Source organism: Fannyhessea sp. (assembly GCF_986145555.1).
The window spans coordinates 1-12,692 of the sequence record NZ_CFRCNA010000005.1 but is presented as its reverse complement, the minus strand read 5'-3'; the positions used below and the strand labels follow the sequence as shown (position 1 = coordinate 12,692).

At 43.0% G+C, this 12,692-nt stretch carries 11 protein-coding genes, 1 tRNA gene and 1 pseudogene; 3 read left to right on the top strand and 10 right to left on the bottom strand.

The annotated features are described in order from the left end of the window. Nucleotides 1-3: 3 nt before the first annotated feature. The 3 genes from AC5GD6_RS01760 to murQ form a co-directional block, all read right to left on the bottom strand. On the bottom strand, nt 4-1,086 hold the full coding sequence (locus AC5GD6_RS01760; RefSeq protein ID WP_491846102.1) for a MupG family TIM beta-alpha barrel fold protein: 1,083 nt from the start codon (nt 1,084-1,086) through the stop codon (nt 4-6). Continuing rightward, nucleotides 1,079-2,524 (bottom strand): PTS transporter subunit EIIC, encoded by a 1,446-nt coding sequence (locus AC5GD6_RS01755; protein ID WP_491846101.1) that lies wholly within the window; start codon nt 2,522-2,524, stop codon nt 1,079-1,081. The genes AC5GD6_RS01760 and AC5GD6_RS01755 overlap by 8 nt, the downstream gene beginning before the upstream one ends. 102 nt (nt 2,525-2,626) lie before the next feature. Further along, the gene (gene murQ / locus AC5GD6_RS01750; protein WP_276790969.1) at nt 2,627-3,538 is read right to left on the bottom strand and encodes an N-acetylmuramic acid 6-phosphate etherase; all 912 of its coding nucleotides are present in this window, start codon (nt 3,536-3,538) and stop codon (nt 2,627-2,629) included. A gap of 243 nt (nt 3,539-3,781) precedes the next feature. Here murQ and AC5GD6_RS01745 point away from each other — a divergent pair, with 243 nt between their 5' ends. From AC5GD6_RS01745 to pbp4b, 3 genes are all read left to right on the top strand, one after another. After that, nucleotides 3,782-4,657, top strand: a complete 876-nt coding sequence (locus AC5GD6_RS01745) for a MurR/RpiR family transcriptional regulator (protein ID WP_061103092.1) — start codon at nt 3,782-3,784, stop codon at nt 4,655-4,657. Next, nucleotides 4,650-5,240 (top strand): PTS sugar transporter subunit IIA, encoded by a 591-nt coding sequence (locus tag AC5GD6_RS01740; RefSeq protein WP_276790967.1) that lies wholly within the window; start codon nt 4,650-4,652, stop codon nt 5,238-5,240. Before AC5GD6_RS01745 ends, AC5GD6_RS01740 begins: the two co-directional genes overlap by 8 nt. 240 nt (nt 5,241-5,480) lie before the next feature. Next, entirely contained in the window at nt 5,481-7,553 is a 2,073-nt protein-coding gene (gene pbp4b / locus AC5GD6_RS01735) for a penicillin binding protein PBP4B (protein ID WP_276790966.1), read from the top strand. Nucleotides 7,554-7,773: 220 nt separating this feature from the next. On the opposite strand, the gene AC5GD6_RS01730 is transcribed toward pbp4b, so the two are convergent. The 7 genes and pseudogenes from AC5GD6_RS01730 to AC5GD6_RS01700 all read right to left on the bottom strand — a co-directional run. After that, nucleotides 7,774-7,850: transfer RNA gene (locus tag AC5GD6_RS01730), tRNA-Pro, on the bottom strand. Between the two features lie 57 nt (nt 7,851-7,907). Beyond that, entirely contained in the window at nt 7,908-8,948 is a 1,041-nt protein-coding gene (locus AC5GD6_RS01725) for a 4-(cytidine 5'-diphospho)-2-C-methyl-D-erythritol kinase (RefSeq protein ID WP_491846100.1), read from the bottom strand. A gap of 18 nt (nt 8,949-8,966) precedes the next feature. Further along, nucleotides 8,967-9,260, bottom strand: a complete 294-nt coding sequence (locus tag AC5GD6_RS01720; RefSeq protein WP_006303335.1) for a Veg family protein — start codon at nt 9,258-9,260, stop codon at nt 8,967-8,969. Nucleotides 9,261-9,568: 308 nt separating this feature from the next. Continuing rightward, nucleotides 9,569-10,306, bottom strand: a complete 738-nt coding sequence (gene nagB / locus AC5GD6_RS01715; RefSeq protein WP_061103130.1) for a glucosamine-6-phosphate deaminase — start codon at nt 10,304-10,306, stop codon at nt 9,569-9,571. Between the two features lie 325 nt (nt 10,307-10,631). Next, a complete protein-coding gene (gene rdgB, locus AC5GD6_RS01710) occupies nt 10,632-11,276 on the bottom strand; it encodes an RdgB/HAM1 family non-canonical purine NTP pyrophosphatase (protein WP_416437160.1) in 645 nt (214 codons plus the stop codon). 92 nt (nt 11,277-11,368) lie between these two features. Beyond that, complete coding sequence (rph, locus tag AC5GD6_RS01705) at nt 11,369-12,187, bottom strand: ribonuclease PH (protein WP_491846099.1); 819 nt, start codon at nt 12,185-12,187, stop codon at nt 11,369-11,371. Between the two features lie 85 nt (nt 12,188-12,272). Next, nucleotides 12,273-12,692: pseudogene (locus tag AC5GD6_RS01700) on the bottom strand (PRC-barrel domain-containing protein); the annotation flags it as partial.

The following is a 12,692-nucleotide window of genomic DNA, read 5'->3' as shown; positions in this document are numbered from 1 at the left end:
AAACTATTGCGCAGGCACAAGCATAAAGCGTGTTCCTCGCCCAATAAGATCAATAAGCTCTACATAATGCTCGTCTACGCGCCCAATAACATTCACGCGCGCATCAGCTGGAAAATCGTTACGCAAAAGTTCAATTTCACCCTGATAGCGCATAAAATGTTTGTTATCCATCGTGATACAACCACGCTTGCGAAAAGTTGTACAAAGGGGCTCAATACAGTGCAAACCATTTGATTGATCCGAGGCATACCGGCGCGATTCTTCAAAACGCACAAGCCAGGAAGGACTATCCTTTCTGCAGGTAAAAATCTTACGATACAAATATTCATAACCTGAGCGAAGCTTAGCTGGTATCACAAGCATATCTTGTTGTATAAAGGTATCTATCAGCGCTTGTTCATGAGAAGAGATTTCGGGATCAGCGCAAAAAACCTCGTCAACCGCATAGCGTATATTCATTTGAGCAAAAGACACATACGGCGAAAGCGTACGCTGATGCTCAAGCGTGGGCAAGCCTTCTCGAAGCGGAATGCGCTTAACTTTATCCGCTGGGATAAACGCCATAATATGCATACCCAAACGTTTTAAGGTGTCATTGCACTCATTAAAAAACGCACTATCCAAGCCAGTTAGCGGACGCGGATAAAAATTGTGCATTGCATATACCAAAGGATTTGACGAAGTTTGAGCAGATTGCACAATCAATTGCGCGTCATCAGGGCATATGGTAGAAGCATTTACAACGATAGGCATCGTTTTGGCCAAATCGGCAATTTCTTGTGGAGTTAACCCATCGTCGATACGCAAGGCCCACAAGCCCAGTGTTTGCTTTAACTCAAGAAAAGAGCTCATCTTAAAAATTTCAAGCGTTTTTGGGGAAACATCTGCAAGAATGCGCGCGTGTTTTGAACAGAGCAAAGCGCATAAATCTTTAACTTGCTGCGTATACGATGAGCAAAATTCTTCTTCTATATGGAGTGAGATAAATACACAAACACCACCTGCCGCACAAAGAGCGGCAGGCAGTTTTTTGGTTTTATTATATTCGGTTAAAGAAATCGCACATCCAAGTGGATTTTTATGCATTTGCGGCTTCCTCATTCTTTACCATAATATTTGTAATTACAAATCCCATGATATAAGAAACAACCAAACCAGCACCATAAGTTAAGACCGAAGCAATGGCACCACCTTCACCCGCGGTCATAACAAACAACGCAAGCAAGCCAGAAGGACCCCAAGTTGTGGCCGCAACGCCCAAAGCCATAACAAGCGCGCCACCAAAACCTGCACCAAGACCTGCAGAAATGAAAGGACGACCCATAGGTAAGGTAACGCCATAGATTAAAGGCTCGCCAATTCCTAAGAAACCAGCAGGTAAAGCACCTTTAATTACGTTGCAGATACGTTTATTGCCACCGCGCTTTGCTTTAAGATAAATTGCAATTGCGGCACCAACCTGACCAGCACCAGCCATAGCAAGCGCAGGATACAAAGTAACATAGCCAAATTGTTCAAGCTGAATAGAGTAAATGGCAACGAGACCGTGATGCATACCCATAGCAACCAAAGGAAGGAACAGGGCAGTTGAAATATAACCAGCAATAATGCGTACAACAATTGACGAGCTCATGCAAAGTTGTTGTAATCCCATGCAAATACCCGAAGAAATAAATCCGCATAAAGGCATAACAACAAAAATATAAGGGATCAAGGTAACAATCAGCGTTAAAACTGGAGTAAATACGATATCCAAAGAATCGGGCATTTTAGCGCGAATAGCCTTTTCGATTTTAACAAGCAGAAATACGCCCAAAACAGCAGCCAATACACCACCGCGACCAGAGCGCAAAATGGCATCCAACGGCTGAGCCTTATTAAACAAACCAACAACAGCAGAGATGTCGTTAATTGCTGGAAGACCAGTAATCATACCCAGCATACCACCTAAAATTGGAGTTCCTCCAAATTTTTCAGCAGCACGATAGCCTACCCATGCTGTTAGAAAAGCCAAAAATGACGTGTTAATAAGTCCTAAGAATGGAATCAACACCGAAAAGAACATGTCCGATTTCCATCCAGGGTTAAGCTGCTGAATAAGAGACGAAAGACCAGCACACAAACCAGCGGCAATAACACCCGGAATAAGAGGAACAAAAATTTCGCCAAAAGTTTTAAGGATCAATCTTATGCGAGAGTCACTTTGCTGCGACTTAACAGCTTTTTTGTTGGCTTTCCAGTCGTTATCACAAGATAAGCCTTCTTCCGAAGTTGCAATACCCATAGCAGCACAGACATCAGCGCATTTACGGCATTTACCAGGTCCAACCACAATCTCAATATAATTTGTGCGGTCGTGAACAATGCCAAGCACGCCTTCAACATTTTTAAGTGCATCCTCATCTATTTTGGCATCATCTGCAACTTCAACACGTAAACGCGTCTGACAGTTTGTTGCCAAACGTACATTTTCTTTACCTCCCAAATGCACTAATACATTTTGTACCAGTTCCTCATTGGTCATGGCAGCCTCCCTTTCGTGAGCTTTACACTCTTTAATACCCTTATCACCCAATATTGCAAACACTCTATAGTAGGTATGCATAAGCGTTTGCAACTGATCAAGCTATGCTTGCGCAAGAGCTTCTCGAACATGTCCATGCGCACGTGAAAGCTTTTCTTCTGCTTGCGCGCGTGTAAATGAACCCAAAATCATCACGATCGCCAACTTACAGCTGCCTTGTGCTTCTTGAAGAACGCGAGCAGCGGTCTGGCTATCAACACCAGTAGCTTCGGTAACAATGTGATTGGCTCTAACTTTAAGTTTTTCGTTACTTTGTAAAACATCTACCATAAGGTTTTGATATGCTTTTCCAGATAAAATCATAGCTGTGGTAGAAATCATATTGAGCACAAGCTTTTGAGCAGTTCCCGATTTTAGACGCGTTGAGCCTGTAAGAACTTCTGGCCCTACAACTGCCTCAATTGCAACATCAACAAGACGCGAAATTTCACAATCTTTGTTGCAGGTAATTGAAGCTGTAAAACATCCCTGTTGGCGAGCGTACGTAAGACCGCCAATAACGTAGGGAGTACGTCCGCTTGCCGCAAGACCAACAACTATATCGTCCGAGGTAAGATTGCGATTTTTAAGATCTAAAGCACCCAACTCTCGTGAATCTTCGGCGCCTTCTACCGCATCGATAAGAGCCGATTCCCCACCTGCGATAAGGCCGATAACGACATCTTTTGTAACACCAAATGTTGGAGGACACTCAGCTGCATCCAACACACCAAGCCTTCCGCTTGTTCCTGCTCCCATGTAAAAAATGCGATGATGTGAACTTATGGCCGTAGCACCACGTTGCGCAACTAAAGCGATTTTTTTAAGTTCAGGACGAATTGCCTGAGGAACGCGCGCATCTTCTTCGTTCATAATGGACGCGATCTGCAAGGCACTCATTTGATCAAGTTCCATTGTCCGAGGATTACGCGTTTCGGTTGTCATAGTGTCTAACTGTATGTCCACGTCATGCATCCTTTCAAAAAATTATGTGCTGACGTACTTGGCGTAATAAATGATTGTGCGTAATAAGTATTGCGCTCATAAATAGCACCGCACGCCTTCCTTGCTTTAAGTGTATTAAGACTTCACTTTATTTCAAGATTTGCGCGCAAGCGTGAAACTTTATTTCAACTTATGATTTTTCGGACTTTAAATTGTACAGCACCAATAAGGCGTGATACGATTACGATTATAAGAAAGCGCAGGTAATATCCTATGAAAAATATTATAATTCGTTTACGAGAAAATATTGGATTCCTAAACCCTGCAGAAAAAGCTGTGGCTCGATACGTGTTGCAATGCCCTCATGAAAGTAATCGCTTGTCGGTAAAGGCACTTGCTGCACGCTCATTTGTATCTCCGGCTGCAGTGGTTAGAATGTGTAAGTCTATTGGCTTTGAGGGATTTAAAGAATTTAAGACCGAACTTACTCGAGAACTTGCAACCGAAAAGCTTATTCTTCCTCTTGATACCAAAGACATCAAACAAAACGATACGCCCGAAAGCATTATCAAAAAAATTACGCTCAAAAATATTCACTCTCTGTATGATGCGCTGCGTTTAATTGATCCAGAAACTATTGAAAAAGCCGTTAAGCTTTTACAAGCGTGCGACCGCATTTTGTTGTTTGGACTTGGTGCTTCTCTTATTGCAGCCAAGGATGCTAATCTCAAATTTTTGCGCGTAAATAAAACTTGTTTAATTAACGATGACTGGCACCTTCAGCTTATAACAGCGCGTAATAGCACCTCTCGAGACGTAGGAATAGTAATTTCATATTCAGGACAAACAGCAGAAACACTAACATGCGCCGAAATATTAAAGCACAATAATACTCCTATTATTGCGATAACACGTTGTATCGAGTCACCCATTTCAAAACTGGCCGATGTTTTGCTCTATACCACCAGTAATGAATCTCTTTTTAGAAGCGCTGCAATGAGTAGCAGAATTTCGCAGCTCAACATTATTGATATCTTATATACGGCATTTGCGGTAAGCGATTACGAGAAAAACTTTACCTATTTAAGTAAAACACGTATTGTCAAACACATACCAAAGAACGAAAGGGAGGGAGAGCACCATGTTTAATGTGTTTAAACATTTGATTAAAACCAGCTCGTGCAAAAATCCGTTGGAGTACTCACCTGAAGCATCATCTTGTAATGAGCGCGCAGGCGCACAAGCAACACCAGATGTAACACATGACAGCGTTTCTGATAGCACGAACACCGATATTATTGCCTGCTGTTCGGGCAACCTCATTGACGCCACCACGCTTCCCGATCCTGTTTTTGCACAGAAAATGCTAGGCGAAACATGTGCCATCGTCCCTCGTGAAGACACTATTACGGTGTGCTCGCCTTCCGATGGGAGCATATCTGCTTTATTCCCAACGGGGCATGCTTTTGGCATTACGCGCCCCGATGGAGTTGAGATACTTGTTCATATAGGTATCAATACGGTTGAAGCTCATGGTGAGGGTTTGCGCGTTTTGGACGTGCACCAAGGCGATACAGTCAAAGCAGGAAAACCAATGGTAGAAGTTGATGTTAAGAAACTTTCCCAAACGTATAATATGAGTATTATGACTATTATTACCGACGCACAACAGCAGACCATCAGCTTCAAAAAGAGTGGCTCAGTAAATCAAGGAGACTCTATCGTTGCCTAGAAGGGCTGTTTTACACCGTTTGGGTTGGAAACTGATTGGGAGCTGGGCTGTAGGCTGGTTGAAAGCGGTCATTTCAGACTCTGAAACTCTTTTTCACAAGCTCGCATTTTTGTTGCGAGCCATGTTGTTCTTCATATAATGAAAATTGTACATAGCGACATGTCCAATATGTAAAAGTCCTCTCGGTCATCCGCGGGAGGACTTAACACATTTTTCATTTCATATCAAAGGAGGATATGTATGAATACCATGCACTATGTTTCTTTATCAACAATGTTCATTGCAACGATTGGTCTAGGCATTTGTGGCTGTTCTTTGAATGCTCCAGTCTCTCAAACACAACAAGCAAAACAGGCAAATGTCACTCAAGAAGAACTACCACAAGGAACATGGCAAGCCGACATTACGTTTCCTGATTGGCAAAAATCAGTAGATGACACACTTGCGCTTAACAGCATGTATTCTTTTAAAGGTTTCAAAGATCAAGGAGTAATATACGTAGAGCCTTCTGAGGATATTGCGCATTTTGAACTTTTTGTAAACAATAAAAAAATAAGTACAGACGATATAAAAGCTGGCGAAACCAACAAAATTGATATTTCAGATAAAACGATCGACGGAATAAATACCTTACAAATAACTGGAATATCCCCTAATGATAAAAATAGCACCGTTAAAGTACACATACCCTATCCTACCGTTCTCACAGGTTATGCACCAGAAGACGTGGGAATTGAACCATCTGTTTTTGATACTATATCCGACATAGTTACATCTGATATTAACCATGGGTTTACTTCTGCTCAAATGGCAGTAATTAAAGACGGAAAACTCATTTATCAAAACGCATGGGGAAAAACAGACTCATACAACCAAGATGGCACAGCAAACACAACAGCACCAGATGTTACCAATGACACGCTTTATGACTTAGCGTCTAACACCAAAATGTATGCAGTAAATTATGCAATTCAATACTTAGTAACACACGATAAGTTTAACCTTGATTCAAAAATTGTTGATATCATAGGACAAAAGTTTGCCGATGATACAATCAACATCACCTACAAAAAAGGTGAAAATCCAAGCTTAGAGGATAACAAGAAGTGGAAACAAGAACTTACGGTTCGCGATATTTTAAGACACCAAGCCGGTTTTCCTGCAGATCCTCAATATCACAATGATGCTTTTGACCAAAGCGAACAGAAACCAAATCCAGCCGTCACTAACGTACTCTACTCTGGTTCTGACGGAACGTCTGAGACAAAACAAAAGACCCTTGAATCCATTTGCAAAACACCGCTCATGTATAAACCAGGAACAAAAACCGTTTATTCAGATGTTGACTACATGCTGTTAGGGCTTATCGTAGAAAAAACAACTGGTCAAAACCTAAATGATTTTCTCTCAACAATTTTTTGGAAACCAATGGATCTCACGCACATAACATATAATCCTCTTGAACACGGATTTTCACCCGATGATTGTGCAGCAACCGAGCTCAATGGAAATACGCGTGATGGAGCTATTAAATTTAGCGGCGTGCGCACCAAAACATTGCAAGGTCAAGTTCATGATGAAAAAGCATTTTACGCTATGGGTGGTATAAGCGGTCATGCAGGCTTATTTGCAAACGCAACTGATTTAGCAAAACTAGCAAATGTAATGCTCACAGGTGGTTGGGATACTCATAAATTCTTCTCACAAGACACCATTGATACATTTACCGCACCCAAAAAAGAAGACGCTGCAAGTGCAAGGTGGGGTTTAGGTTGGTGGCGAGAAGCAAGCAATAGCCGTGCATGGTATTTTGGCACGCAGTCCAGCTCGAATACCATAGGTCATCAAGGTTGGACAGGAACACTAACCATGATTAATCCCGAACAAAATCTTGTAGTGGTCTTTCTAACTAATAAGATTAATTCACCTGTTACGAATAAAGAAAAGAATCCAAACAGCTTCAACGGTAATAATTATGTAAGCTCTACACTGGGTGTAGTTCCTGAATTATTACAAATGGGCTTTTCAACCAATAAGACAGATTTGCAAAAAACAATGGGCTCATTATTGCCTGAAATGGCGCAAGATAAAAGTAAATTGTTAGCAAAAGCTGAAGAAAAGGAAAGTCTCGATGCGTCACATCCACTTGTCCAAAGTACCTATGCCGTTTATGAAGCCATGGTTGCTCATGTAGAAAAAACAAAAGATAAGGAAGAGCTTGATTTATGCACCAAGACTCTAGAGAACTTAAATACTGATAGAGATTCGGATGAATATCAGGCTTTGAGCGATAGGTTGTCACACCTTAAATAAGCTTGATATATGCAGAAAAACCGCAAAAACTGTGCCCCCTTACAAGATGATTTGTGTAAGGGGGCACATAAAACCATATAAGTTGTTTATAGCTTTTACTCGCCCATAAACGCACAAGTTAACAATTACTTGGTATTTTTACGAGCTTGCTTTTTACGCTTAATGCCAAAAGCGGCGCTCACTACCGCACATGCACCTATTATCTTACGGGGAGAAAAAATGGTCGGGTTGACTGGATTCGAACCAGCGACCTCTCGGTCCCGAACCGAGCGCTCTACCAAGCTGAGCCACAACCCGACAAAACAAAACGCATGATACAGCACGCTAAACAGCTGTACACGCGTGCTTACTGTATCAAAAAACGCGATTTAATCCAAGTGTCTTAGTAGAATATACCCACCAATTCCGCATTTTGGAAGCCTTTTGAGCAATTTCATCACAAATAGCAGAACTTTGAGCAAAGGCAAAAACCGCACTTCCCGAACCCGTCACGCAAGGATGAGAAATGCCTTGCTGCGTGCGCAACCACGCCAAAACTTCGCGAATATCCGCGACGTGTTGGATAACGACCTCAGCTAAGTTATTATACAAAAGATCGTTAAGTGTCAAAACATCGCCCGCACGCAAAGCCTGAATAATCCTATCGGGCGATTGAGGCATAAACGATTGTATTCCTGCCTCTGGATTTAATTCTGGGCGTAACTCTTGGCTTAATACTGGCTGTAACCTTGTCTTAAGCTCTAACCACGGCTCTAGCTCCGCCCTCGACTTTGCCTCCGCCTCGGCCTGAACATATTCATCAAAAAGGCGATATGCAACAGGAGTACTCACTCCTGCCTGAGGACGAACAATAACGCAGGGAATTGAGGGCACATGTTCAAAAGATTCTTGCAGTGTTGCTCCAACACCATTTAAGTACGCAGGAATAGGGTGTAAAAAGAAGGCAACATCTGCACCAATAGATTGCGCCACGCGCACCACGCGCGCGTCAAGGGCATCTATCCCCCAAAATTTGCACAGCAACTTTATAGTGGTTGCTGCGTCTGAACTTGAGCCGCCCAAACCAGCTTGCGCTGGAATATGTTTTTGTATAGTTACGGTATATGCTGGCTGTTTATGAAATGTTTGGCACATAGCTTCAAGCGCGCGAAACGCCGTATTATCCTTCATGGCAACATCGGGCCCTGCATCCATGACAACCGCATTTTGTTGAGCATGCTCGTTATAGCTCAGAGTTACCGTATCCGCCAGCTCAAGTGCAGCCATAACCGAGTCGGCGCGATGATAACCACTTTCACCAACGTTATGCGGATATATTCCTAAGTGAAGATTGATTTTTGCGTAAGCAGGCGCAGCGTCTTGATACGATGCGCCGCAAGTAACCGAATTATTCATACAAAACGATTACAGCGCCTAAAATTCTTCTACAACGCAGTCAAACAGGCGCTCTCCCGTATCGGCGTCAAAAAGCTCAACCGCACCCGTGAGTACATCAACATATTGAAACGATTGGCGCTCAACGCGACCACGACGCTCTTCGGTTTCTACTACAAACAGTGACGGATGAACTCCTACCAGCATGCCCATACGATCGACCACACGCGATCTACCCATATTAGCTCGAACTTTAATGCGCTGCTGTTCAAGTGTTTTTAATTTTTCGCGAATATCCTCAACACGTAGACTAGAAGGTGTTAAACTATCCATACATGCCTCCACTCAATACAGGTAGCGCTTTGGATGTGCTGTTGTCTTAAAGAGTCGCCGTAACAAACTTGCGTTAAGAAAACATACACACGCTAACATTAGGTGTTGCGCGTGCCTAAATAAGTACCAGATAATGGGAATACACAAAGCTCAAAGAACCCAATCACTACATCAGGTTCTTTTTGCTTGTAATCACAGTGCAAACTCGTACATAGCGACACAGCGCAAACTAGTATTATATTCCAGTTTGTGCATTTACGCAAAAAAACCGTAGTATTACTACATAGAGCCTGTATTAACGTTGCTGCTTAGATAGTGCGCGGACACTTACTTAGCGCGGCCTCATCGGCAATTACCACGCAATTATTGTGCAACTGTAAAATAGAGGCAGGACAATTTGGATTGATAGCACCATAGCACATGTTATACACAGCATCGGCTTTATCTTCGCCGCTTGCAATAATCAAAATCATACGAGCATACATAATGGTTTGGATACCCATTGTATATGCTTGACGAGGAACATCTTCCTTATGCTCAAACAAACGGCTGTTTGCGTTAATGGTACTTTCGGTAAGGTCTACACAATGCGTACCACACGAAAAATGATCGTCGGGCTCATTAAAACCAATGTGACCATTACGACCAATACCCAACAACTGTAAATCGGGATAGCCTGCCTTCTTGACCAGCTCGTCATAAGAGCGGCAGGCGCTTTCGGCGTCTAAATTAGAGCCGTCGGGAACATGCGTGTTATTAATATCAATGTTTATGTGGTCAAAGAAATTCTTACGCATAAAATAGTGATAACTTTGCACATCACTGTGAGAAAGACCACGATATTCATCCAAGTTGTACGTAGAAACGCGCGAAAAATCGATGTCGTCCTTTTTGTACCACTGTGCTAGCTGATTATAGGTGCCTATAGGAGTGGTGCCCGTTGCCAAGCCTAAAACACAATTAGGTTTAAGAATGACCTGGGCGGAAATAACATTAGCAGCTTTACGGCTCATATCATTGTAATTGAGCGTACGAATAATCTTCATGAGGTCCTCCATAACCAACGCGCAAATCTGACAAGCAACAAAGGTTTTAACAGCAAAGATCGCGAGCGCCAAAGGCTCAGCAAAACGCCTTGTATATTTTTATTGTCGCGCAAGTAGGTAAAAAATTTAACAACAATGAGTAACTGGTATTAAATTATACAGAAAATCCTTTTTAACTGGTATTTTATTTAATACCAGTTGCGAACGAAAGGCACTTGAGCTGTGAAGATTTCCATAAACACACGTGCGCTTTGATTGCAAAGCACAGCGTGATTGCAGAACGCTCGCACTACAATTGCAAAAAGCACGAACCAGCCAACACGGGCTATTGGAGCTTAAGCGCCAAATCTTCGAGCGCACGACGACGATGAGAAATTGCGTTTTTCTCGTCGGCAGAAAGTTGCGCCATAGATCTATGCGTTTCCTGAGTTGCATCGGGTAAAAAGAGCGGATCATATCCAAAACCTTGCGCGCCAATTTCTTCATGAGCAATATAGCCCAAGCAATTGCCTTCGCCTCTAAAAATTTGTTCAACCGAAGAGTCGCATTCGCGCTTTATGAGCACAATAGAACAGTGAAAATGCGCGCGTCTATGAGCATCGTCTACATCTTTTAAGGCTTCCAATAATTTTTTATTATTAGCTTTATCGTTGCCGTGCTCGCCCGCATAACGCGCAGAATAAATACCAGGTGCACCTGACAGAGCATCTACACATATGCCAGAATCATCGGCAAGCGCATACATACAGCCAACCGCATCAAGGGCATGACGTGCTTTAATAACCGCGTTATCATAAAAAGTAGCGCCGTCTTCAACAGGATCATCAAAAGAGCCCAAGTCGTGAAGCGCCACAAAAGAAAACTGCGGAAGGACATGCTTAAGGATTGCTTCGATCTCGATAACTTTATGGGCATTGCCCGTTGCAACAACAATGGTAGATTTTGGATCAAAGTCAACAACGCTTGCCATACAAGCTCCTTTGCAACAAATTCACAAGGATATATCTTATCCTAACAAAGAATTAACCCGGCAGTGAGCTCGCTAAAAATCAGCACAAGCGCTTAAAAATTGGTAACCGATTTTTGCAGTGCAAATAACTTAGTAAGCGCAGGTTCACTTGCATCAAGCAGTGCGTTAAGATCGTGGCGCGAAAGAGTTGCACGCTCACCAGTACCTTGAATTTCAACAAGTCCACCGTCGTCGCGCATAACAACGTTGAGATCAACATCTGCATTGCTATCTTCGGGATAATCAAGGTCAACCAGCAGTTCCCCATGCACAATGCCCATTGAAATTGCAGCAACTTGCCCCGTAAGTGGACAACGCGAAATCTTGTCGGCTTCAACCATCTTACGGCACGCGTCGTGCAAGGCCACCCACGCGCCCACAATTGACGCAGTGCGTGTACCGCCATCTGCCTGCAGCACGTCGCAATCAATAGTTATGGTGTGCTCGCCTAACTTAGAAAAATCAACAACCGAGCGAAGACTTCTACCAATCAAACGCTCAATCTCCATCGAACGGCCTTTTCTCCCCTTGTATTCGCGCGGTGTTCTTCGTTTTGCCGAAGCGGGCAACATAGCATATTCTGCGCTCACCCATCCCAGGTGAGATAATTTTCGCCAAGCAGGAATCGTGTCTTCGACCGTTGCACTACAAAGCACGCGCGTATCTCCGCAGGTAATAAGGCACGAACCATCGGCATACTTCATAACTTGGCGCTCAAGCGTACAGGGGCGCGCCTCAAAGGCAGATCTTCCATACGAACGCGCGTGTACGCTATTGGATTTTTGCGAAATGGCTTGCGCGTGCGTTTGATCGCGCGCCGCCAAGGGTTTACCCTCTGGCAATGGTGACGTTAAAAAATTATCTGTATTCATATATGCTCACTTTAAAAAAATTGCGGACACCAGTAGTAACTGCGCAAAAACGTGTTTTATTTGTATACAACCACTTTTCTATACATTATTTACTGGCTTTTTTGTATTCATCTAAGAAGTCGCCGAACATCGAGCGGCTCTTTTTAATCTGACGGCCTACACTTTTTGCCGCATTGGTATATTCTTGCGAGCTGCTTACCTCATCAATTTTGTTATTAACTCGTTGGGCAAGCTTTTTACCTGCGTATTTTGCTTCGGCATATTTTTTACCTGCGTCAGCTGCCAACCCTTTAGAAAGTTCGGTTGATATTCCTTGCGTGTTTACGACGACACGTCCCTTTTCACACGACTCATAACCACTAAAAGGAATTTTAATGTGTCCAACTAAGCGCGAGGCAATTTTTCCATCGTCGATAATAAACTCTGAAACAGCACCCGAACTAGCGTTAAGCGTCACGTCGCTAATATGGCCAATCATCTGCTTGTCCTGCGATACAACATCCAT